The following is a 22064-nucleotide window of genomic DNA, read 5'->3' on the forward strand; positions in this document are numbered from 1 at the left end:
AAGGAGACGGGTCCGCTCGGCGGTGGAGTCACCCGCGGGCGGCCGCCGTCACTCCAGGCGCCACGAGGCGACGAGGTCTTGGAAGACGTCGCCGTGCGGATCGGCGCCGTAGTAGACACGGACCCTGAGCGTCGTCACCTCGTCGCCGTGCTTCGCCTGGGTCTCGCGCACGACCACGGGATCCACCCATTCGTCCGAGACGTAGGTGAAGACGACCTCCTCCGCGGCGTCCGCGCCGTCGACGACCGCGGCGGCCCGCGACACGAGTGCGAACGAGGGGAAGTCGCCGCTCACGCCATACCCGGCGATCGCGCCGGCGACGTGCTCGTCGAGGGTGCCGGCGAGCATCGTGCGCTCGACGGACACGGATGCCGAATCGCCGACGCAGTCGCGGGCCGTGAGAAGGGGCCCCGCGCCACCGGGTGGCTGGGTCGCGGCATCCCAGTCCTTCGGCACTGTGAGGCGGAAGCCGGCCGTCGAGACCTTCCCGGTCAGCGGCTCGACCGAGGAGGGCGCGCGATCGAGGACCATGTCGCGGAGGACGTCGGTGTCGGCCTGATCCGTGGTCGCCACGAACAGGGCGCCGCCGCACCAGTAGCCCTGGGTGTAGGGGAACAGCGCGACCGCCGCGGCCTCGTTCTCGTCGTCGACGCTGGTGAACAGCGCCCGATAGCTGGGGCCGCCCAGGAACCAGCCGTCCTTCTCGACCACCGCCTCGCGGCCGGCCCACTCGGGGAAGGCGAGGTCGAGCCGCCCGCGGAGGAACTCGTCCGACCGCACGTAGGGGACGACCCCCTCCACCCGGCGCACCGTCACCCCGGAGTCCTCCGCCGGGCCGACATGCCACGTGGTGCCGGACTCCCACTGCGACTCCCAGCCCTCGGGCGCGACGAGGCTGACCCCGACCCAGTCCGCTTCCAGGCGCGTCATCCCTGCCCTCGGCTCCCTGGGCACCACCTCGGACTCCCATCGGCGCCCGTCGGCATACACATCCGCCCGATACTCGCCCGCGGGCAGCATCGCGGTCGCGGAGTACGGCGTGCCGAAGTAGTCGCCGACCTCGGCGGTCTCGAGGCTCGGCTGGGCGAGCACGGCCCACACGTCACTGTCCTCGCGCCGGTGGAGCCACACGACGACCGCCTTGCCGGCGGCATCCGTCTCGAGTTCCATGTCCTGACCCCACACCCGCAGCGCGGCGTCCTCGGCGACGGCCGGGAACGTTCCCTCCGCCGCGACCTCACCCATGACGGCGAGGCGGTACGCCTCCACCTGCTCGGGATCGACGGGCGTGCGGGATGCACCCGTGAGCAGCTCGAGGTCGGAGAGCGCTGCGAGTCTCAGGACAGCCCGCTGCTGCTTGTCGTCCAGTCCGCCGCCCGCGCAGCCGGCCGTGGGTGCGAGGCAGCGGCTGACCTCTTCGTATGCCTCGAGCGCGGCCGCCGGCTCGCCCAGGGCGGCGAGCGCGAGGGCCCGATTGGCGCGTGCGGTGTGGACGGTGCTGCCGGCGAGGCGCTCGTCGTCGGCGATCTCCTGCAGCGCGGCATCGGTGAGGCTCAGGCCTTCGTTCAGCGCGTCGCGGTCATCGTCGTAGATCCCCGTCAGGATCAGGTACCACCCGAGGTCGGCGCGCCGCGCCGGCCCCGCCGGGCCCGCCTGCAGCGCCGCGCGCAGGTCGGCGACGATCTCGGGCAGCACCTCACGCGAGGTGTCGCCACTCCATGCCGGCCACTCGTACGTGGCCGCCGCGCAGTCGAGGGCGTAGGCGCGGGCGGCGTGCACGGGGCCGTGGCGGTCGAGCACGCGCACCGCCTCGTCCAGGGTGTCGTGCCAGCTGTCGACGGTCTGCTCGGGGTCGCAGGCATAGCTCTCGGCGCGCGCGACCGCCATCGCGTGCGCCGCGAGCGTCTCGCGATCGGGAGGATCCGACCGGGCTACCATGTGCGGCACGGTCGAGAGGGCGAGGGCGATCCCGACCAGCGCGCCACCGGTGCCCACCGCGAGCAGCGTCTGCGACGCCCGCGGCGAGCGGTCCCTGCCGGTGGCGAGCGCGAACATGAAGCCGCACAGCCCGAGCACGACGAGCGAGACGATGAGCCGCGATCGGTCCGCGGACCACGCGCGCGCGTCGGTGCGCGAGAGCGCGGCGAGCATCTCGCAGGCGCGCGCCGGCTCCTCGCTCTCCATCAGGTACGCGCCGACCCACTCCCGGTAGCGCGAGATGTCTTTGAGGTCGAGGCCGCCCAGCGCGGCCCCGGGCGTGATGACCGGACAGTCCTGCGACACGTGTTCGGTCGCCGAGGCCTGGATCTCCTCGCGCAGATCGGTCTCCACCTGCAGGGTGAGCCGATCGAGCTCGGTCCACCGCGCGCCGAGCGCGGCCGCATCCTCGCCGTCCCCCGACACGGCCTGCGCGTGCTCCGCGGCCGTCCACCGCGCATCGGCGACCGCCAGCAACGCCAGCCTGCTGAGGTCGCGGAGGGCCGTCTGCCGGCCGACGTGCTCGAGCTGCTGCGCGAGCGCCGCCTGGCGATCGGCATCCGCGCGCACGTCGCGCTCGCTGACGGCGACGGCCGCCAGCGTCGCGGCCGACGCGGCGAAGATCACCAGGGTCACCGCCCCAGCGATCTCGGCCCACCACTTCGCCCGGGTGCCGACGTCCTGGCTGTCGGCGGCGGTGCGCCGGCCGCGCATCCGGCGGGTCCAGAAGATCTCGGCCAGGAGCGCCGCGGCGACCGCGCCGAAGACGATCGCGGTCGCCACCGGGTCCACCGTCGCGACGAGGAGGATCGTCATGCCCGACACCAGCGCCACGGCGGCGGCGCCGAGCGCCCACAGCCGCCCGCGGAGGACTCGGCCGCGCGCGATGAGCCGCGGCCGGGCGGAGCGGTTGCCGAGCTCGTCGGCGATGATCAGGGTCGCGACGGTCGCCGCGAACAGCACGCCGGCGAGCATCGAGAGCAGCTCCTGCCGGTTGATCCGCTCCGCCTCCCGCGTCGCCTCCGCGGCCCCCACGGCGGGCTGGGAGTCGGTGGAGAGGTCGAGCAGCACCCGCCGCTCGGCCCGCTGCGCCGAGTAGCCGATCTGCTCCTCCTGCTCCTCCTCCTGTACCGCTTTCTGCGCCTGCTCGGCCTGCTCCTCCTGCTCGGCATCGTCCGCCGGACAGCTGTACAGCGGGTCGCCCTGGATCAGCGGATCGAGCGACTCCATCGCCAGCGATGCCGCCACCAGCTCCGTGGTCTGCGGCGCCGACGTCAGCAGGGTCCCCTGCACCGCGGCGCGGGCGATGGACGCCTCGCAGTACTGGCCGAGCAGGAAGGAGTCGTGGGCGACGAGAGTCTGCAGCCGGCCCTCGTCGCGGGCGGCCTCGGCCTGCAGCGTGCGGGCATGGCTGAACGCCTCGTCGGCCTCCTCCCCGGCGCGCGTCGCCTGGTAGGCCGCGAACGCGCTGAGCGTCGTCGCGATCGCGATCGCGGTGACCAGCGCCGTATCGCGCCGCAGGAAGAGTGTGCCCACGCCGACGAGCCGTCGGACGGGGCGACGTGGTCGGCGTGCCGGTCGCGGGCGCCCCGAGTGCGCGTCGCCCGGCTCGTCCGGTGGCGCCGTCGGATCGACCACCTGGACCCCCATCCCGATGCCCGCTGCCGGCGGATCCCCGCTCCGCCGAACCTGCCGCGAACGTTACTCGCCGGGCTGAGGCGCGACAAGGCGTGCCGGCGACGTTCACGGTCGCCCACGCCGTCATACGGCGACATCTTTCATGCGACGGAATAGATCCCAGATTCATGTGATTGCATGGAAGTGGAATGTCCACGGTGGTCCCCGCCGGGGACCTTTGTCTTTTCAAGGAGTGAATCCATGTCCGACCGGACCATCGGCTACATCGTCGGCAGCATCTCGTCGACCTCGATCAACCGCCGCCTCGCCAAGGCGCTCGAGCGCCTCGCTCCCGAGGGCACGACGCTCGTCGAGATCCCGATCGCGGACCTCCCCTTCTACTCGCCCGACTACGACGCCGACTTCCCGCAGGTCGCACGCGACTTCAAGGAGGCCATCGACGACGTCGACGGCGTCATCATCGTGACCCCCGAGTACAGCCGCTCCATCCCCGGCGTGCTCAAGAACGCCCTCGACTGGGCCGCCCGCCCGTGGGGCCAAGGCTCGTTCAACGGCAAGCCCACCGCCGTCATCGGCACGTCGCAGGGCGGCATCGCCACCGCCGCCGCGCAGCAGCACCTCAAGGCGATCCTCAGCCACTACAACGCCCCCACGCTCGGCCAGCCCGAGGGCTACGTGCAGACCACGCCGGGCCTCTTCGCCGAGAACGGCGAGGTCACCAACGACCAGACCGCCGAGTTCCTCGTCGGCTACCTCGAGGCCTTCGGCGCGCTGGTCGACCGCTACGCCGCGGTTCCCGTCGCCGCCTGATCTCACCCTCGCCGGCGGCGTCCGTCGCCGGCATCGTTCCAGCCGATCGGATGCCTCGATCCGCCGGCCCCTTGCGGGCCCGGGTCGAGGCATCCGTGGCTTCGGGCGTTGCCGCGTGTGTCAGGCGAGGCCGTGCCGGTGGGCGTACACCACCGCGGCGACGCGGTCGCGTGCGCCGAGCTTCTGCAGCACGTTCGAGACGTGTGTCTTGACCGTCGCCTCGCCGATGTAGAGGCGCTGGGCGATCTCGGCGTTGCTCATCGCCTGCGCCACGAGCCGCAGCACCTCGGCCTCGCGCTCGGTGAGCTCGACCGCCGGGGCTGCTCCCGGGCCCGGCGTGCCTGGCGTCCGCTCGGCCGGTGAGACCCCACCCGAGGGACGAGAACCTGGGGAAACCCCGCGGTCTCGTCCGCCGATTGGGGTCTCACGGTCGACGCCGGGAGCCGGCTCCCCAGGCGGCGCGACGGCGAAGCGCGCGATCACGCGGCGCGTGACCTCGGGGGCGAGCAGGGCGTCGCCGGCGGCGGCGATCCGCACGGCCGAGATCAGCTCCTCGGGCCCGGCGTTCTTCAGCAGGAAGCCGCTCGCACCGGCCGCGAGCGCGTCGAAGAGGTAGTCGTCGCGGTCGAACGTCGTCACGACCACCACGGCGGCGCGCGACTCCGCGTCCGCCGCGATACGGCGGGTGGCCTCGAGCCCGTCCATCTCGGGCATCTGCACGTCCATGCAGATCACGTCGGGACGCAGAGCGGATGCCGCCGCCACCGCCTGGACGCCGTTCGCAGCCTCTCCCACCACGGCGATGTCGCCGGCCGACTCGAGGATCATCCGGAACCCCGCCCGCATCACGGCGTGGTCGTCGACGAGGAGCACGCGCACCGGAGCGCTCACGCGTCCACCTCCGCGCGCGCAGGAACGGGCACGCGCAGCCGCACGAGGAACCCGCCGCGGCCCCGCGGGCCGACCTCCAGCTCGCCACCCGACGCGGCGGCGCGCTCGCGCATGCCGACGATCCCCAGCCCCGGGCGCACGGCCAAGGCGAAGCGGCCGGTGTTGGCGACCTCCAGTTCGACGGCGTCACCCGCGTAGCGCAGGCGGACGTCGGCGGCGGCATCCGGTCCGCCGTGCCGGCGCGCGTTCGTCAGCGCCTCCTGCGCGACGCGGTACACGTTGACCTGCACGAGATCGGGCAGCTCGACCGGCTCGCCGACGACGGTCAGGGTGGTCGGCAGGCCGTTGTCGTTCGCGTGGGCGACGAGGTCGGCGAGGCCCGTCAGGTGCACCGTCGAGCCGCCGTCGGCGTCGCCGCCCGATGTCCGCAGCGTCTCCAGCAGCTGCCGCAGCTCGACGAGCGCAGCGCGGGCGGACTCCTCGACGCCCAGCAGCGCCGCGCGCGCGGCATCCGTGTCCCGTTCCAGCACGGCGCGGGCGGCGCCCGCCTGCACGCCCATCGCCGAGACGTGGTGCGCGACGACGTCGTGCAGCTCGCGGGCGATGCGCACGCGATCGAGGGCGACCGCCTGCGCGGCGGTGACCTCGCGCTCGCGCTCGAGCTCGCGGGTTCGCTCCTCCAGCGCGGCGCGCGACATGGCCGCCGCGTACGCGTGGTCGCCCATGTAGTACGCGCCGCCGAAGAACGCCGCGTTCACGAGGAATTGGATGAGCATGTAGGCCGCGAACGGCGAGAACGCGCCGGCGCGCGACAGCGTCTCGTCGCTGGGATCGATCGCCGCCTGGAAGGTCGTCACGAGCAGCCACAGGAACATGCCGACGATGACGCCCACGCGCACCCACAGGGCGCGGCGCCGGTCGTCGACCCAGGCGCCGACGGTGTACATGGCGATGAACATCGAGATGTTGCTGACGTACACGTCGGGGATGCGGAAGGTCACGCCGAGGAAGAACACCACCGCGATCGCCACGACGACGATCTCGGGGAACCGGCGGCGCACGGCGAGCGGGGCGGTGAGCCCGAGGCTGTAGAGCAGCGCCCACTGCATGCCCCCGGTCGCATCGTCGCCGTAGATGCCGGCGACCGACCCCAGCGCGCTGCTCAGCACCGCCGCGACGAAGAGGCCGGCCGCCAGCCAGACGTCGGCGCGGAGCTCCTGCGGTGTCGGACGCGGCCGCGCGGTCGAGGGCGGGAGGTCGGGCATCCCTCCACGCTACGGCGGGGGCGCAGGCGCGGCATCCCCCGCGAGGCGGATTCACCGCACCGAACCTGCGGGACTTGTTATTGACAAGCGCGCTTGCTTTTTGCAACCATGGACGCGTCGCCACCCCGGCGCCCCTGCCTGAAGGAGCAGAGCAATGACGCACATCTTCGTCAACATCGCCACCAGCGACCTCGAGCGGGCGAAGGCGTTCTACACGTCGCTCGGCGCCGGCATCAATCCGCTGTTCACCGACGAGAACGCCGCGTGCATCGTGTGGGACGACAACGTCTACTTCATGGTGCTCACCAAGGAGTACTTCTCGACCTTCACCGACAAGCAGATCGCCGACCCGCGCACGCAGGCGCAGGTGCTCATCGCCCTCAGCCGCGACTCGCGCGAGGAGGTCGACAAGATCGTCGAGGCCGGCCTCGCCAACGGCGGCACCGAGCCGACCGAGCCGAAGGACTACGGCTTCATGTACAGCCGCGACCTCGAAGACCCCGACGGCAACGGCATCGAGTTCGTCTTCATGGAGCCGCAGGCCGCCGAGCAGGGTCCCGACGCGTACGTCGCGGAGCAGGCGAAGGCGTAGTGGCAGCCCGCAGCTACGGACAGTACTGCGGGGTCACGACCGCCGTCGAGCTGATCGGCGAGCGGTGGGCACTGCTCATCGTCCGCGATCTGCTCGTCGGCCCCCGGCGCTACACCGACCTCAAGCAGGGGCTGCCCAAGATCCCCACCAACATCCTCTCCACGCGGCTCAAGGAGCTGCAGGAGAGCGGCGTCGTGCGCCGCGTGCCGCTGCTGCACTGCGGGCTCGTCTACGAGCTGACGCCGTACGGCCGCGAGCTCGAGCCGATCGTGCTCGCGCTGGGCCGGTGGGGCTTCCAGCAGATGGGCGACCCGCAGCCCGACGACGTCGTGACGGCCGACTCCCTGACGATGGCGCTGCGGACGGCGTTCCGAGCGGATGCCGCGGCCTCGCTGCCGCCCGCCGACTACGAGGTGCATGTGGCCGACGTCGCCCTGCGCGTGCAGGTCGACCGGGAGCGGCTGCGCATCGCGCAGCTGCACCCCGCGGGACGCCCCGTCGACCCGCGGCTGGGCACGCAGGCCTCGACGGCGGGCGAGCCCGATCTGACGTTCGCGGCGGGCCCCGGCATCCGTCGCGTCATCTCGGGCGAACTGACCCCGGCCGAAGCGATCGACCAGGATGTGCTCGCGGTCGTCGCCGGGGATGCGACACTTCTCGAACGGTTCGCGCAGACTTTCCGCATCGAACCCGGCTCCGCGCTCGCCGCGTGAGCCCCGCCGCCTTCTGAAGGGACACGACAATGGCCGGTCGCATCCACATCGACCTGTTCACCACGCTCGACGGGGTCGCGCAGGCGCCCGGCGGCCCGCAGGAGGACACCACGGGCGGCTTCCCCTACGGCGGGTGGCAGGCGCCGTTCCCCGACGAGGTCATCGGGAAGACGATCTGGGACGGCATCTCGAACCTCGACGCGCTGCTGCTCGGCCGCCGCACCTACGACATCTTCGCGGGGTACTGGCCGAACCAGACGGGCGGCATCGCCGAGGTCTTCAACCGCGTGCCGAAGTACGTCGCCTCGCGCGGTCTGCCGACCCTCGACTGGGAGGGCTCGTCGCAGCTCGGCATGGACTTCGCGCGAGAGGTCGAGGCGCTGCGCGAGCGCCACGAGAGCATCCACGTGATCGGCAGCGCCAACCTCGTCCAGACGCTGCTCATGGAGCAGCTCTTCGACGTGCTGACGCTGTGGATCTACCCGGTGGTGCTCGGACAGGGCAAGAAGGTGTTCCCCGAGGGGTGCGCCCCCGCGAACTTCACGCTCCTCGAGCCGGCCGTCACCGGTCCGAGCGGCGCCGTGCTGCTGCGGTACGGTCCCGTCGCCGGAGACGTGCGGACCGGAGACATGACCGCGGAGGACTGACCGGGGTCGCTGAGATCTCGATACGCGTGCTCGTTCCTCGCGCGCTACTCGATCTTGACCCGGCGCGCATCAACGCTCGTACCTCGCATTGATCCGCGCCGCGTCAGAAGATCATCGGGCGGTCGTCGTCGTCGGGGCCCTCGAGGTCGAGGTCGACGACGACGGGGACGTGGTCGCTCGGCAGCTCGCCCTTGCGTTCATTCCGGTGGATGGTCGCGCCCGTCACGGCGTCGGCGATCGCGCGGGACCCCAGGATGAAGTCGATGCGCATGCCCTCGTTGCGGGGGAACTTCAGGCGCTTGTAGTCCCAGTACGTGTAGCCGGTGGGGATCAGCGGGCGAACCACGTCGTGCAGGCCGACGGCCTCGAGCGCGGCGAACGCCTCGCGCTCGGGCGGTGACACGTGGGTCGAGAAGCCCGGCACGACCGCGGGGTCGCCGTTGTCGGCATCCGTCGGCGCGATGTTGAAGTCGCCCACCAGCGCGAGCGGCAGGTCGGGATTCGCGGCCAGCGAGTCGGACGTGTACTGCGCGAGCGCCGACAGCCAGTCGAGCTTGTAGTAGTAGTGCGGGTCGCCGAGCGAGCGGCCATTGGGCACGTACAGGCTCCACACCTCGACCCCGCCGACGGTCGCGCCCATCGCGCGCGCCTCCTGCGGGGCATCCGGCCCGTTGTGGCCCTTCTCGAAGCCGGGCATGCCGGAGAAGGCGGTGCGCACCTCGGTGACCGGCTCGCGGCTGGCGATCGCGACGCCGTTCCACTGCGAGAAGCCGTGCGCCTCGACGTGGAACCCCGCCTCTTCGAACCGCTCGAACGGGAACTGCTCGGCCTTGCACTTGATCTCCTGCATCGCGAGCACGTCGATGTGCTCGCGCACCGCGAAGTCGACGATGCGGTCGACCCGGGCGCGGATCGAGTTGACGTTCCAGGTGGCCAGGCGCATGGCCTCCAGCCTAAAGCGGGCGGCCGACGTCGAAAGGACGCCAGCGGATACCGCCCCCCTGGCGTATCACCCGTTCGGGGAGGAGTCTCCTTCTTGTCAGCGGCCGCGTCCGCGGTCGGGAAAGCGAGACCCACCATGGACCACGACTGCGGCTGCGGCCACGGGGCGCAAGCCGCCCACGACTCCGCGCCCCTGGAGTTCGACGCCGACGGGGAGCTCATCCTCCCCGATCCCGTCATCCGCCCGGAGATGCTCACCCGCGCGTGCCCCATCGGCACGCTCGACGGGTCCTGGCTGCTCGAGCTCGAGCGGCGCACCGTGTTCGGCCCCGAGGTGCGCGGTGCCATGCGCATCGAGGTCGGCGCGTCGTCACTGCGCGTCTCGGGCGACATGTACTCCCGCCGCGTCTTCCCTCCCGTGCTCACGGAGGTGGAGCGCCCGTTGCCGTTCCCGCTGCCCGAGCCCCGGCCGCAGCCGTTCGGCGGGGACGTCGAGGCCGACGGTGCCGAGCCGGATCCGGGAGAGGACGACGCACCGGTGCTGTCGGAGCTCACGGCGTTCAACCTGCGCTGGTACCCGGCGTTCCCGTCATCCCAGTACACCTGGTACTTCCGCTCCAACGGCGCGACCTACTCCGGCGGCACGCTCACCGTGCAGATCGTGCGACACCTGTGGAACCGCACCACGCAGGAGTTCGTCTCGACCGACACCGGAACGCTCACGCTGCGCTGCCGGCGTCCGCTCGTGGTGACCGCGACCAGCGCCCTGCTGGGCTCGTCGCAGCGCATGACGGGCACGCTGTCGATCGGCGGCACGGTCACGAACGTCACGGCGTCGAAGACCTCGCCGATGTACCGCGGATGCCGCATCGAGGTCGACGCCATGGTCAACCGCGCGTTCCCGGCATCCGCCACCATCGGCTCGGGCGCGGCGGCGTCGGTGCGCTCGGTGTACGCGTCGGCCGGATGGGACGTCACCGTCGTGACCGACGAGATCAACGTGCCCGAGGACGCCGCGCTCACCAACGCCGAGCTCGCGACGCTCATGACAGGGCACCGGCAGGCGGTTGCCGGCGACGGCTGGCGCCTGTGGCTGTTCGTCGGGTCGGCGCAGGGCGGGCTGTTCGGGATCATGTTCGACGACGACACCGTGCCGCGCGAGGGCGCCGCCGGGTTCGCCGACGTGCGGCTCGGCAACGATTCCTTCATCGCCGCCGGCGCGCGGGGCCGACCGCTGGACGAGGTGCCGGCGGCGTTCCTGCGCACGCTGGTGCACGAGGCGGGGCACGCCTTCAACCTGTGGCATCCGAAGCACGACGTGCACAACCCGGGCATCGGCACCGAGATCATGAACCAGACCGGCGACGTCATGGGCTTCGCCACCTCGGCGAACCCGTACCCCGGCAACGCCTCGTTCCTGTTCTCGGACCACGACCGCACGTCGCTGATCCATTCGCCCGACCCGCAGGTGCGACCCGGCTGGAAGAACTTCGGCTGGGGCCACGGCGACCTGTCGGCGGGGCTGCCCGCGCCGGTGGACGCCGCGGGCCTGTGGGGCGACCAGGGCGACGACGGTCTCGAGCTGACGGTCGCGATGCCCGCGCAGGCGTTCGTCGGCGAGTACGTCACCGCCGAGGTCGTGCTGACGAACGTCTCCGACCAGGCGCGCACCGTCACGACGCTCATCAACCTGTCGGAGGGCGACCTCGTCTTCCTCCACACGCCGCCCGACCACTCGCTCCAGCATCTGGTCGACGTCGCCATCGGCTGCGGCCCGCGGCCGATGACCGTCCTGCAGCCGGGGGAGTCGATCCGCAACCACGTGCAGGTGTTCTTCACCAACCAGGGGGTGACCTTCACCGAGCCGGGCCGCCACACGGTCGCCGCCCAGCTCGAGGTCGATCCGGTGACCACGGTGCGCTCCGCGCCGGTGACGGTCGACGTGCGGGGCCCTGCCTCCGATGCCGAGGTCGACATCAGCGCGAAGACGCTCACGCCGGGCGTCGGCCGTGCGATCGCGCTGGGGGACTTCGCGACGGATGCCTCCGCCCGCGCGGTCCTCACGGACCTGGCCGAGCAGCACAGCGACACCGACACCGGCGCCGCCGGAGCGCTGGTGCTCGCGAACGCGCTGGCGCGGTCGTTCTCGGACTTCCGCACCCGCGACGTGCGCGAGGCCGCTCCGGACGACGCGGCGCACTTCCTCGAGCTCGCGCTGCACGGCCGGTCGGCCGAGCGCGTCGCCGCGCTGGCGGTGACCGTCGCGAGCCCGACGGAGAAGGAGGCCCCGGTCGTCGCCGACACCATCGCCGCGCTGAAGGCGCGGGCGAAAGGCGGGGCCCGCTCGGCGGCAGGCAAGGACGTCGCCGAGGCCGAGCGCATCGCGGCGGACTTCGTGTCGCCCGAGGGTCGCTGATCCGGGGTATGGCTGCGGTTCGACAGGAGAAATCGCCCTCCGCAGGAGGTTGGAACGCTTCAGCGTCCTGTGGAGGGCGGTTTCTCCTGTGGAGGTGACACAGAGCCCGGAGACGGTCGGGCGGGAGGTTGCGCTGCGCGTTCAGCGAGGGCCCCGCGCCGGTTCGACAGGAGATGTCGCCTTCCACAGGAGGTTGGAACGCTTCAGCGTCCTGTGGAGGGCGGATTCTCCTGCGAAGGGTGACACAGAGCCCGTCCAGGGGAAGGATCGAGCCGTGACGAAGCACGCGGACGGCGGCGGGCTGGAGCTGCGGCTCTGGCCGGCCTCGGCCGAGCCCGCGCGCGGCACGGCCCCCGGCGACGCGCCGGGGACGGCGCGCGGAGACGCGCCCGGGGCAGAGGCGCGGAGCGGCCCGCGGGCGAGCGCAGCGGGCGCATGGACCGTTCCCCTCGATCGCATCGCCTACGCGGACGCGGAGCTCGTCGCGCGTGAGGCGGCGACGGTGAGCGCGCGGCTGAACATCGTCGAGGGAGACCTCGAGATCTTCGTCACAGCGGCCGGCGGCCGGCCTGTGCGGGCGGCGTGGCCCTGGCCGGTCGACTCCGCGCCGCGGTCGGTCGAACTGGCGCCGGGGGAGTGCCTCGTCGCCTCCGTGCCGCTGCTGTCCGCGGGGAGCGCCCCGCTCTTCCCGGCGCCCGGGCGGTACGAGCTCGTCGCGCGGTTCGCGGCGCGGCCGGGACTGACGCTCGAGTCGAACCCGGTCGCACTCGTACGCACGGCGCCCGAAGACGCGGCGATCGCCGCCGGACTCGGCGACCGCGACGTGCTGCAGAGCCTGCTCGGCGCCGGCGTGATCGGCGCGGCCTCGGCGCAGCTCGAGAAGATGGCGGACTCGGGCGACGTCGGCACCGCCGCGGCGGCGAATCTGGCGCTCGGCCGGACCGAGGCGCTCGCGGGAGCCGCCGACGATCCGGCGGTCGCGCGCGCCGTGGCCGCGCTCCTGCCGCCCGGTGCGACCGGCCCCGACGAGCGTCGCGACGCCGTCGCTCCGCGTGCGTCCGCGCGCGACGCCGCCGCCCTCAGCGGGCGCCCGCTCGCCGAGCGACCCGCATCGGCCGGGGCGCGGCATCCGTAGACTCGACGGCATGACCGTCGCCTCCACGCCCGCCCTCGAAGCCGACCGCCAGTACCTGATCGCGCTGATCCAGGACGAGGCGGTCTTCCACGGGGACTTCACCCTCTCGAGCGGCAAGAAGGCCACGTACTACGTCGACATGCGCAAGCTCACGCTCGACCACCGTGCGGCGCCGTCGATCGGGCGCATCATGCTCGACCTCATCCGCGACGTCGACGGCATCGTCGCCGTCGGCGGGCTCACCCTCGGCGCGGATCCCATCGCGAACGCCGTCATGCACGAGTCGGCGCGCACCCACAAGCCGCTCGACGCGTTCGTCGTGCGCAAGGAGCCGAAGGACCACGGGCGCGGACGCCAGGTGGAGGGGGCGGATGTCGCGGGCAAGCGCGTCGTCGTCGTCGAAGACACCTCGACCACCGGCCAGTCGGCGCTCAAGGCCGTCGAGGCGCTGCGGCGCGAGGGCGCCGAGCCGGTCGCCGTCGCCGTGATCGTGGACCGCAAGACCGGTGCCCAGGCGGCCGTCGAGGCCGAGGGCCTGCAGTGGCTCGCCGCGATCGACCTCGACGACCTCGGCCTCGAACCGCAGTAGCCCGCGGGCCGTCGATCGGCGCGGCGGTCGCCGGAAGATGCCGCACTCGCGCGAGCCGAGTGTGTCCGCTTGTCGACTGTCCGATGGCGATGGCATGCTCGTCCGCAACCCACGGAAGGGGTGTGGAATGCGCAAACCCGCGCTCGCTCTCGCTGCAACCGCAGCGGCACTGCTGTTCCTGTCCATCGGCTCTCCGGCCCAGGCCATCACCGACGGCATCCCCGACGGCGACGGCCATCCCCACGTCGGCATCATGGTCGCCCAGGATGAAGAGGGCACGCCCATGTGGCGCTGCAGCGGCACGCTGATCTCGCCGACGCTGTATCTGACCGCCGGCCACTGCACGTTCGGGGCCGACCAGGTACAGATCTGGTTCGACGACGACCTGCGGGATGCCGCCGCCCATCAGTACCCGAACACCGGCGAGGTGTCGGGCACGCCGTACACGCACCCCGAGTACGACGACGCGCTGTTCTACCTCCACGACCTGGGCGTCGTGGTGCTCGACGAGCCGGTTTACGTCGACGAGTACGGCGTGCTGCCGACGCTGAACCAGCTGGACGCGCTGAAGACCGACAAGAAGTCCGTCACGTTCACCGCCGTGGGCTACGGACTGCAGAAGAGCTTCCCCGACGCGGCCTCGTGGAAGACCCAGGCCGAGCGCCTCCGGATGGTGTCCTACCCCAAGCTGATCTCGATCAACACCGGCTACACCGGCGACGGCTCGCTGATCCTCTCCAACAACGCGCACACCGGCGGGACCTGCTCCGGCGACTCCGGCGGGCCGAACTTCATCGGTGACTCCAACGTGATCGCCGGGGTCACCTCCTTCGGCAAGAACTCGACGTGTGCGGGAACCGGCGGCGTGTACCGCGTCGACCGCGCCGACGACCTCGACTGGCTGGCGACCTTCACCGGCTGACGCGGCCTCGGGCGTGGGGGAGAGGCATTCGCCGCCCCCGCGCCCGATGCCTCAGCCGCGCCTGCCGGGGCAAGACGCATGCGGCGGTGGTGGGGCGCTGAGCGCTCGGGACCGGACCCTCAGCCGGCGAGGATCTCGGCGTTGAGTTCGCGTTGCCAATCGCGCAGCTTCCACATCGGGTGGTGCGGCGCGGCGTTCGAGCACAGCACGACGCCCCACACGCCGTGCTCGAGGGCGGTGCGCACGCCGTGCTCGGCCAGGGCGCGGCCGATCGGGCCCTCCTCGAACGTCCCGTGCAGCGGCGTGTAGCCGACCCAGCCCTCCCCGACGATCGCCGGAACACCCTGCCAGCGCGCCCACGCGGCGATCGCGATGGTGCGCGAGGCGATCTCGCGACGCATGACCTGCTCGTACGGCGGATAGTGCGCGACGAGCCAGGCGTCCCACGCGGCGGGGTCGATCCAGTCATAGCCGTAGATCATCTGGTCGGTGACGACCGTCGCGCGGTACTTCCATTCCTCGGCGCGGCCGTAGTCCGCGACCGGCGGGGCATCCGGACGCAGCAGGGAACGCAGCGCGGCATTGGGGAAGCCCTCGCTGCCCTCCGACCGGATGTCGACCCGTTGCTGCAGGGCGTCGAGCACGCCGTAGCTGTAGACGTGGAACTGCGCGGCGCCCAGTCTGCCTGGGAGCCGATGCATGGCGAGGTGCGGCGGCTTGCCGTAGCTGGCGGTGACGAGCAGATCCGGATGCTGCGCCCGCAGCCGCGCCACCTCCTCCGCTCCGCCGTCCTCGAGCGCGGGCAGGATCGAGAAGTCGACCTCGTTGTGCAGCTCCACGAGAGCGATCCGCTCACGGTGGCCGTGGTCGGTGAGCCACCCGATCATCGCGTCCCACGCGGCGGAGAGGACGCGGTAGCGTTCGGCGAACGGCACCGCGTCGATCGCGTGGAACCACGCGGGAGAGGCGGCGAACGCGGTCGACTGCTGGTACTCCCAGCTGGCCAGGATGATCCCCATGCCGTGCGCCGCGGCGGCCTCGAACAGCGCCAGAAGTCGTGCGCGCAGATCGAGGCGGAAGCCGCCCGGAGTGTCGTACCAGCGGGTGCGCTGGCCGAAGTACCCGCCGGCGGGGGAGGCTCCGAGCCCCTCGATCTCGAGGTCGCGGGCGAGGTCGTCGAGCCCCAGCCCGCCGAAGAGCAGCAGCGGTGCGGCGCAGATGCGGATGGCGTTGTAGCCGAGGGATGCGGCATCCGCCATCGCCGCGCCGAGATCGGCGTACGGCTCGCCTGGACCCGCCTGCGTGTACCAGGAGAAGTCCCACAGGGTGATCGTGAGCCGCTGGGGCAGGTGCGCCGGCACCCTTCCGGTGAGGGACGACTCGTCGCGCTCGATCGTGCCGGATCCCAGATAGCGCTCGGTCATGCGTCGATCCTTCCCGCGGTGCGGACGTCGTTCGCCGAGGCGCCCTGCCGCGCGCGCCCTCGTGCGGCGAGCCGCTCCAGTTCGTCCGCCGTCGCAGCCCGGGTCGATGCGGTGTCGGAGTCGAAGGGCGTGAGCTCGGGCACCGAGGTGGCGAAGTAGTCGACCTCGTCCCTCGCCGCGCGCAGGGCGGCCGCGCGCGCGTCGAGGGCGTCCCAGGCGGCGCTCGCCGCAGCGGCGTCGCCGAGGTGCAGGTGTGCGATGCCCTCCCAGTACGTGGTCTCGTCGGCAGGGCGCGGGTCGACGGCGAGCGGCGTCGGCGCGACGGCTTCGCGCCACGCGTCGGCGGCGCCGGCGGGGTCGCCGGCCGCTTCGCGCGCGAGACCGAGGAGCACCCACCGCCGCACCGGACGCTCAGCGGGGTGCCGTCCCTCGCCGAGCGACCGCGGCGGCACGAATCCCGCCTCGAGGAGGGCCGCTGCCTCTGCCGGCGACGCCGGGAGCATCCGCTCCGCGAGCGTGCACGCGGCGCGATCGAACGCCGCGATCACCCGTCCTTCGCCGCCTTCGAAGGGGCGGAACCGCCGTGTGCTGAGCAGGCGCCAGGCGTCGTCGACCCGCCCCGCATCGAGCAGGAGGTTCGCGTGGCGCACAGCCAGGTCGTCGCGGACGTCGAGCAGCGCGGCGTGCCGCTCGAGCATGGCGAGGCGGGTGGCGGCATCCCTTCCGCGCCGTTCGGCGAGCACGTCGCGCTCGAAGACGAGGCGCGCTTCGGGTCGCAGGGCGAGCGCCTGTGCGAGGGCCGCGTCGGCACCCTCGTCATCGTCGGCGACAGCCACGAGAGCGATCGCGAGATTGCGCCACACCACGGGGTCTGTCGATCCGCCGGCGGTCGCCGCGCGGAGGTGCTGCAGCGCGTCGGCCTCGCGGTGCGCGTCGAGCAGCCACATGCCGAGCAGACCGCACGCGACGACATCGGTCGGGTCGGCGTCGATCGCCGCGACCAGAGCGTCGTACTGATCCAGGCCCGCGGGGAACGCGAGCGCCGCCGACGACGCACGCGCGGACCGCCGCTCGTCTGCCGCGGCATCCGCCCGCCCGGCGCGCTCGAACCAGTGCGCGCGCAGATAGTGGCGAAGCGGACCGGCGCGCCCCGCCGACGGAGTGGCCTCGAGGTCCAGCCCCGTTGCGGCCAGCGCCTCGTCGTACGCGCCGGCACGGGCGAGCTCGGCGCCGACGTCGAGGGCGGTGCGCGCGTCGCGCCGGGGCGGGTCGCCCCGCAGCGCCCGCGTCGCCGGGTCGAGCGGGTCGTCGGTGAGCAGGTCTGTCAGAAGGGCGACGGATGCCGCGTGCTCGCCGTGGCGCGCGAGTGCGAGCGCCTCGATCCGGCGCGCCTCCGGGATGGCACGCGCGGCACGCGCCAGCGCGAGAGCCGCGGTCGGGGACCCGGTGCGCAGGGCGATGCGTGCGCGCGCCAGGGCCGCCGCCCCGGCGAAGGCCGCGTTCCAGCCCGACTTCGCCAGCCACCGATCGGCGGCGTCGTCGTTCCCCAGCCGCTCGTGGACGAGACCGAGGAGGTACGCCGTCTCGCCGTCGCGCGGGTTGAGGTTGCGGCGGGTGAGCCGGTCTGTCGCCGCGGTGAGAAGCTCGAGCGCCTCGGCGTACTGTCCGCGCGCGAGGTGCCACGCGCCGAGCGCGGTGGCGGCCCTCGAGTCGCCCGGATCGCGGCGCAGCGCCTCGCGCAGGTACGGCACCGCGGACCGCGTCGGGTGCCGGTACTGCAGCAGGTGCACCGCCGTGGCGTACAGCTCGTCGTTCGACGGGATGTCCTCCGGCTGGTCGGGCGCGGTCGCGGCCCACGGCTCGCCGGCGTGACCGGTGGGAGCACGCCACACCACCAGAGGCGCGCCGGAGTGGATGATCCGTACCTCGAGTTCCGGGGCGTCCGCCGGGATCGCCGCGCCCGCCGTGAAGGGCGCATCCGGCGAGAGGTCCGCCGTCCACGCCTCGACGAGCGCACCGCCGCGCCGGACCTCGATCGAGGCGCCGGGCAGCGAGCGGGTGGCGATCGCCGTGATGCGCGTGCCGTCGCCGTCGGCACGGACCCCGAGGGCAGCATCCGTCGTCGCCTGCCGGACCGGGCCGGTGCCGTGGATCGGGTACCAGTACTGGCGGAAGCGCTTGGTCTCGCCCGGGAGCAGCCAGCTGAAGTCGGGCTGGTTGTCGGTGTAGACGCCCGCCATGAGCTCGACGTAGGGGCCGTCGCCGTCGGTGAGCTGATCGTCCCACGCTCGGCCGATCGGGCCGTCGCCCCATGTCCACTGCTTCTTGCCGGGTGAGATCGCCCGGTCGGCCCAGTGCACGAAGCCGGCGTCGGCGGCATGGTCGTAGCCGCCGAAGAAGTCGTCGTCGGTGTCGGTGATCATGTACGACGTCGGCACCGGGATGTTGCTGTAGACGTCGATGCGGTCGGCGTCGGCGTGCTCGGCGGCGCGCGCCGGGTAGTCGACGCCGTAGTACGGCCGGTCCGCCCGCGGGAAGGCGGTGATGGCGCGCCGGGCGTGGTCGGCGACATAGGCGACGTCGTCGGGGAAGAACGACTGGTACTGGTCGTGCGAGCGCGCGGCGACATTGGCCCACCACAGGAACGTCTGCGGCACGTCGGTGCGGTTGTGCAGTGCCGCTTCGAGCTCGATGAGCGAGGAGCCCGGCCGCAGGCGCACGCCGTGCACGCCCCGCATGCGCTGGAGCGGATCGAGGTCGCTGTGCCAGACGACGACCGCGCCGTCGTCTTCGCGCTCGATGCGCGCGTCGACCGGCAGGAACGTCGCCGGCCGGTGGTGCTGGGGCCAGTTGAACTCCACGCCGCCCGAGATCCACGGACCGGCCAGTCCGACGAGCGCCGGCTTGATGACGTTGTTGCGGTAGAAGAAGTCGTAGCCGGCGACCTTGTCGTAGCCGATGTGGATGCGGCCGCCGATCTCGGGCAGCAGCAGAAGGCGCACGTAGGCGTTCTCGAGATGGATCGCCTGCCACAGCCGCGGCGCCTTCTCGTGCGCGACGCTGTCGATCATCGGCAGCGGGTACACCTTGCCGCTGGACCCCTGGTAGACCCGGCGGTCGAGGAACAGCGGGAACGGGTCCGGCTCACCGGCCGCGTAGGTGTCGATCGACACCGGCTCGCTCCAGCAGGCGACGCCGCCGGCGGCGAGGAGGCGCGCCTGGTCGGCGGGGGCGGTGGGCAGCTCGATGCGGCTCGGGGCGTCGGCGGGGGAAGTCACCTGGCAAAAGTACGGCGCGCAGGTCCGCGCGACAATGGGAGAACGCACGTCGAACCTGGATGATCCGCTGGTCGCCGTATGGCAAGATGCCGGAATGGAACGCGCCGACGGCTTCGAGCGGCAGCGGCTCAGTGTCGTGCCGCGCCCCCTCGTGGAGGCCGCACTTGTGCGCCCCGTCACGCGACGGATCCTGGTGACGGATGCCGGATACTTCCCGCGGGCCGAGCTGCACGGTCGTCATCGCCCGAGCGGCGCCGAGGAGACGATCGTCATCGTGTGCGTCGCCGGCTCGGGCTGGGTCGAGGCAGGCGGGGCCCGCCTGCGCGTCGGCAGTTCGACGGCGATCGTGCTCCCGGGAGGCATGCCGCATTCCTACGGCGCGGCGGCCGACGAGCCCTGGACCATCTGGTGGTGCCATGTGCGCGGCACCGATGTGCCCGAACTCGTCGAGGCTGCCGGCATCCGTCGCGACCGGGTCACCCTCTCGCTGCGCGAGGTGGACCGCGTGACCTCGCTGCTCGACGAGATCTCGGTCGCGCTGGCGCGCGACACCACGCCCGCCCGCCTGGCAGCGACGTCGGGAATGGCGTGGCGGCTGTTCACGCAGCTCGCGGTCGACCGCGCGCTGCCGAGCGAGGGAGCCCCGGTCGAACGCGCGATGCGCTATCTCGAAGACCGCATCGACGGCCGGGTGCAGGTGCCCGAGCTCGCCGCGATGGTCGGCGTCTCGCCGTCGCACCTCGCCGCGCTCTTCCGCGAGGCGACCGGCGGAGGCGTGCTCGCCCATCACAACGCGCTGAAGATGGCCCGTGCCCGGGCGCTGCTGGACACCACCCACCTGCCGGTCGCCGAGATCGGCCGGCAGGTGGGCATGGACGATCCGTTCTACTTCTCGCGCCAGTTCCGGCGGACGCACGGCATGAGCCCGCGCGCGTACCGGGAACTGCGCAAGGGCTGATCAGCCCTTCGTGGCACCGGCCGTGAGGTCGGCGCGCCAGAACCGCTGCAGTGCGGTCATCAAGGCGACCAGCAGCAGGGCCGATACGGCGGAGCCAGCGACGACGAGCGAGTAGAACATCGGGTCGCGCTGGGTCTGGCCGTTCCAGAGAGTGAGCCCGAGCGTGACCGGGAACGTCGAGGTGTCGTTCAGCATGACCAGCGGCAGCAGGTAGTTGTTCCAGATGGTCACGAACTGGAAGAGGAAGATCGTCACCATCGCCGGCATCATCATGCGGGTCGCCATCGATGCGAAGATGCGCAGGTCGCCGGCGCCGTCCAGGCGCGCCGCCTCGATGACCTCGTCGGGCACGCTCGCGTTCGCATGGATGCGCGCGAGGTAGACGCCGAACGGGCTGACCATGCTGGGCAGCAGCACCGCCCAGTAGGTGCCGGTGAGCCCGAACGTGTTGAGCAGGAAGTACAGGGGCAGGGCGATCACCGTCGCCGGCACCAGCACGCCGCCGAGGATCACCGAGAACAGCGCCTCGCGTCCGCGGAACGGGAACTTGGCGATCGCGTAGCCGCAGGCCGCCGAGAGCACCATCGCCACGAAGGCGCCCACGCCCGAATAGATGATGCTGTTGAGCACCCAGCGGGTGAAGGCGCCGCCGTCCTGGGTGAACAGCGCGACGAGGTTCTCCCACGCCTGCGGCGAGTCGGAGAACCACAGGCCGAACGTGCCGAAGAGGTCGGCGGGCGACTTGGTCGCGGCGATCACGACCCACACCAGCGGGAGCAGGAAGTAGACACCGGCGACGATCAGCACCGCGTTGACGGCGACGGTGCTCACACCGCCGCGGGTGGCGGACTGCATCCGGGGCTGGGTCGTGGACTGCATCCGGGGCTGTGCCGAGGTCACCATGCGCGGTTCCCCTTCCGGTTGACGAGCCGCAGGAAGCCGAACGAGAACGCGAAGCCGAGGATCGCGACGATGACGGCCATCGCCGCGGCGAGGTTCGGGTTGCCCTGCGCGAAGGCCTGGTTGTAGGCGGCGAGGTTCGGCGTGTAGGTCGTGCTGATGGCTGTGGTGAGCGGGCGCAGCACGAGGGGCTCGACGAACAGCTGGAGCGTGCCGATGATCGTGAAGACGGTGACCAGGATGATCGACGGCCGGACCAGGGGCAGCTTGATGTGCCAGACCGTGGCCCAGCCCGACGCGCCGTCGACGCGCGCGGCCTCGTAGAGCTCGGAGGGGATGGCGTTCAGCGCCGCCATGAGGATCACCATGTTGTAGCCGGCGAAGCCCCACAGTGCGATGTTGGCGATCGAGAAGAGCACCGTGCCGCTGGCGAGCGGGTCGAAGCTCACACCTGCGAACCCGAGCACCTGCAGCACCGGACTGGTCGCCGGCACGTAGAGGAAGCCCCACAGCAGCGTGGCCACGACACCGGGCACCCCGTAGGGCGAGAAGTAGATGACACGGAACATCCGCGGGAGCCGTGCCCGCCCCGAGTCCAGCAGCAGGGCGAGCCCCAGCGCCGTGACCACCATGAGCGGCACGAGGATCGCCGAGAAGAGCACCAGGCGGCCCAGGCTCTCGACGAACGTGGGGTCGGACAGCGCACGGACGTAATTGTCGAGGAAGACGAACACCGTCTCGGGAGCGCCGTAGCCGAGCCCGGAGCTGCGCGTGGTGAACATGCTCTGCACGACGGCATAGACGATCGGCGCCACGAAGAACGCGGCGAACATGACGACGAAGGGCAGCACGAGAACCCATACCGCGCCCGGCAGGCGTCGCCGGCGGCGTGGGGCGACAGGTGCGGATTCGGACGCGGGCCCGACGGCGGGCGCAGGGGTGCGGACAGCGAGACTCACGGGTCTTC

17 protein-coding genes are annotated in these 22064 nt (G+C 72.1%); 9 read left to right on the top strand and 8 right to left on the bottom strand.

The window, feature by feature from the left end:
• Positions 1–48: 48 nt before the first annotated feature.
• Complete coding sequence (locus tag ACZBH1_RS07510) at positions 49–3513, bottom strand: hypothetical protein (protein WP_463646005.1); 3465 nt, start codon at positions 3511–3513, stop codon at positions 49–51.
• Between the two features lie 342 nt (positions 3514–3855).
• Here ACZBH1_RS07510 and ACZBH1_RS07515 point away from each other — a divergent pair, with 342 nt between their 5' ends.
• Positions 3856–4425, top strand: coding sequence for an NADPH-dependent FMN reductase (locus ACZBH1_RS07515; protein ID WP_452323659.1), 570 nt, complete (start codon positions 3856–3858; stop codon positions 4423–4425).
• A 120-nt stretch (positions 4426–4545) separates the two neighbouring features.
• On the opposite strand, the gene ACZBH1_RS07520 is transcribed toward ACZBH1_RS07515, so the two are convergent.
• Positions 4546–5316: a response regulator gene (locus tag ACZBH1_RS07520; protein WP_463646006.1), complete on the bottom strand. Its 771-nt coding sequence runs from the start codon at positions 5314–5316 to the stop codon at positions 4546–4548.
• Positions 5313–6581, bottom strand: coding sequence for a sensor histidine kinase (locus ACZBH1_RS07525; RefSeq protein ID WP_463646007.1), 1269 nt, complete (start codon positions 6579–6581; stop codon positions 5313–5315). The genes ACZBH1_RS07520 and ACZBH1_RS07525 overlap by 4 nt, the downstream gene beginning before the upstream one ends.
• 154 nt (positions 6582–6735) lie before the next feature.
• Between ACZBH1_RS07525 and ACZBH1_RS07530 the strand changes: the two genes are divergently transcribed.
• The 3 genes from ACZBH1_RS07530 to ACZBH1_RS07540 are packed head-to-tail and all read left to right on the top strand — an operon-like array spanning position 6736 to position 8533.
• Complete coding sequence (locus ACZBH1_RS07530) at positions 6736–7173, top strand: VOC family protein (protein ID WP_463646008.1); 438 nt, start codon at positions 6736–6738, stop codon at positions 7171–7173.
• Entirely contained in the window at positions 7173–7886 is a 714-nt protein-coding gene (locus tag ACZBH1_RS07535; RefSeq protein WP_463646009.1) for a winged helix-turn-helix transcriptional regulator, read from the top strand. Before ACZBH1_RS07530 ends, ACZBH1_RS07535 begins: the two co-directional genes overlap by 1 nt.
• A gap of 29 nt (positions 7887–7915) precedes the next feature.
• Positions 7916–8533, top strand: coding sequence for a dihydrofolate reductase family protein (locus ACZBH1_RS07540; protein WP_336394218.1), 618 nt, complete (start codon positions 7916–7918; stop codon positions 8531–8533).
• A gap of 103 nt (positions 8534–8636) precedes the next feature.
• On the opposite strand, the gene ACZBH1_RS07545 is transcribed toward ACZBH1_RS07540, so the two are convergent.
• Positions 8637–9476, bottom strand: coding sequence for an exodeoxyribonuclease III (locus ACZBH1_RS07545; RefSeq protein WP_463646010.1), 840 nt, complete (start codon positions 9474–9476; stop codon positions 8637–8639).
• A gap of 135 nt (positions 9477–9611) precedes the next feature.
• On the opposite strand from ACZBH1_RS07545, the gene ACZBH1_RS07550 reads away from it, so the two are divergent.
• From ACZBH1_RS07550 to ACZBH1_RS07565, 4 genes are all read left to right on the top strand, one after another.
• Positions 9612–11891: a hypothetical protein gene (locus ACZBH1_RS07550; RefSeq protein ID WP_463646011.1), complete on the top strand. Its 2280-nt coding sequence runs from the start codon at positions 9612–9614 to the stop codon at positions 11889–11891.
• A gap of 274 nt (positions 11892–12165) precedes the next feature.
• Positions 12166–13026, top strand: a complete 861-nt coding sequence (locus ACZBH1_RS07555) for a hypothetical protein (RefSeq protein ID WP_463646012.1) — start codon at positions 12166–12168, stop codon at positions 13024–13026.
• 10 nt (positions 13027–13036) lie between these two features.
• Positions 13037–13615, top strand: coding sequence for an orotate phosphoribosyltransferase (gene pyrE, locus ACZBH1_RS07560; protein WP_336394222.1), 579 nt, complete (start codon positions 13037–13039; stop codon positions 13613–13615).
• 127 nt (positions 13616–13742) lie between these two features.
• Positions 13743–14537, top strand: coding sequence for a S1 family peptidase (locus tag ACZBH1_RS07565; RefSeq protein ID WP_463646013.1), 795 nt, complete (start codon positions 13743–13745; stop codon positions 14535–14537).
• A gap of 119 nt (positions 14538–14656) precedes the next feature.
• Here the strand turns inward: ACZBH1_RS07565 and ACZBH1_RS07570 are convergent, their stop codons facing one another.
• Positions 14657–15961 (bottom strand): cellulase-like family protein, encoded by a 1305-nt coding sequence (locus ACZBH1_RS07570; protein WP_463646014.1) that lies wholly within the window; start codon positions 15959–15961, stop codon positions 14657–14659.
• Positions 15958–19239: a DUF5107 domain-containing protein gene (locus tag ACZBH1_RS07575; protein ID WP_463646015.1), complete on the bottom strand. Its 3282-nt coding sequence runs from the start codon at positions 19237–19239 to the stop codon at positions 15958–15960. The genes ACZBH1_RS07570 and ACZBH1_RS07575 overlap by 4 nt, the downstream gene beginning before the upstream one ends.
• A gap of 94 nt (positions 19240–19333) precedes the next feature.
• Here ACZBH1_RS07575 and ACZBH1_RS07580 point away from each other — a divergent pair, with 94 nt between their 5' ends.
• Positions 19334–20197 carry a helix-turn-helix domain-containing protein gene (locus tag ACZBH1_RS07580; RefSeq protein ID WP_378878837.1) on the top strand — a complete coding sequence of 288 codons (864 nt, stop codon included), beginning with the start codon at positions 19334–19336 and terminating at the stop codon, positions 20195–20197.
• Here ACZBH1_RS07580 and ACZBH1_RS07585 read toward each other — a convergent pair whose 3' ends face one another.
• Complete coding sequence (locus tag ACZBH1_RS07585) at positions 20198–21100, bottom strand: carbohydrate ABC transporter permease (RefSeq protein ID WP_463646016.1); 903 nt, start codon at positions 21098–21100, stop codon at positions 20198–20200.
• Complete coding sequence (locus tag ACZBH1_RS07590; protein WP_452323648.1) at positions 21094–22056, bottom strand: carbohydrate ABC transporter permease; 963 nt, start codon at positions 22054–22056, stop codon at positions 21094–21096. Before ACZBH1_RS07590 ends, ACZBH1_RS07585 begins: the two co-directional genes overlap by 7 nt.
• Positions 22057–22064: the final 8 nt, after the last annotated feature.

The organism is Microbacterium sp. ZXT2-5, from assembly GCF_055329545.1.

What these genes read in the sequence shown, in the direction of transcription:
- ACZBH1_RS07530 (WP_463646008.1), top strand. Translation starts at nt 6,736, where the DNA reads ATGACGCACATCTTCGTCAACATCGCCACCAGCGACCTCGAGCGGGCG.
- ACZBH1_RS07525 (WP_463646007.1), bottom strand. Translation starts at nt 6,581, where the DNA reads ATGCCCGACCTCCCGCCCTCGACCGCGCGGCCGCGTCCGACACCGCAG.
- ACZBH1_RS07550 (WP_463646011.1), top strand. Translation starts at nt 9,612, where the DNA reads ATGGACCACGACTGCGGCTGCGGCCACGGGGCGCAAGCCGCCCACGAC.
- ACZBH1_RS07515 (WP_452323659.1), top strand. Translation starts at nt 3,856, where the DNA reads ATGTCCGACCGGACCATCGGCTACATCGTCGGCAGCATCTCGTCGACC.
- ACZBH1_RS07540 (WP_336394218.1), top strand. Translation starts at nt 7,916, where the DNA reads ATGGCCGGTCGCATCCACATCGACCTGTTCACCACGCTCGACGGGGTC.
- pyrE (WP_336394222.1), top strand. Translation starts at nt 13,037, where the DNA reads ATGACCGTCGCCTCCACGCCCGCCCTCGAAGCCGACCGCCAGTACCTG.
- ACZBH1_RS07580 (WP_378878837.1), top strand. Translation starts at nt 19,334, where the DNA reads ATGGAACGCGCCGACGGCTTCGAGCGGCAGCGGCTCAGTGTCGTGCCG.
- ACZBH1_RS07545 (WP_463646010.1), bottom strand. Translation starts at nt 9,476, where the DNA reads ATGCGCCTGGCCACCTGGAACGTCAACTCGATCCGCGCCCGGGTCGAC.
- ACZBH1_RS07570 (WP_463646014.1), bottom strand. Translation starts at nt 15,961, where the DNA reads ATGACCGAGCGCTATCTGGGATCCGGCACGATCGAGCGCGACGAGTCG.
- ACZBH1_RS07565 (WP_463646013.1), top strand. Translation starts at nt 13,743, where the DNA reads ATGCGCAAACCCGCGCTCGCTCTCGCTGCAACCGCAGCGGCACTGCTG.
- ACZBH1_RS07585 (WP_463646016.1), bottom strand. Translation starts at nt 21,100, where the DNA reads ATGGTGACCTCGGCACAGCCCCGGATGCAGTCCACGACCCAGCCCCGG.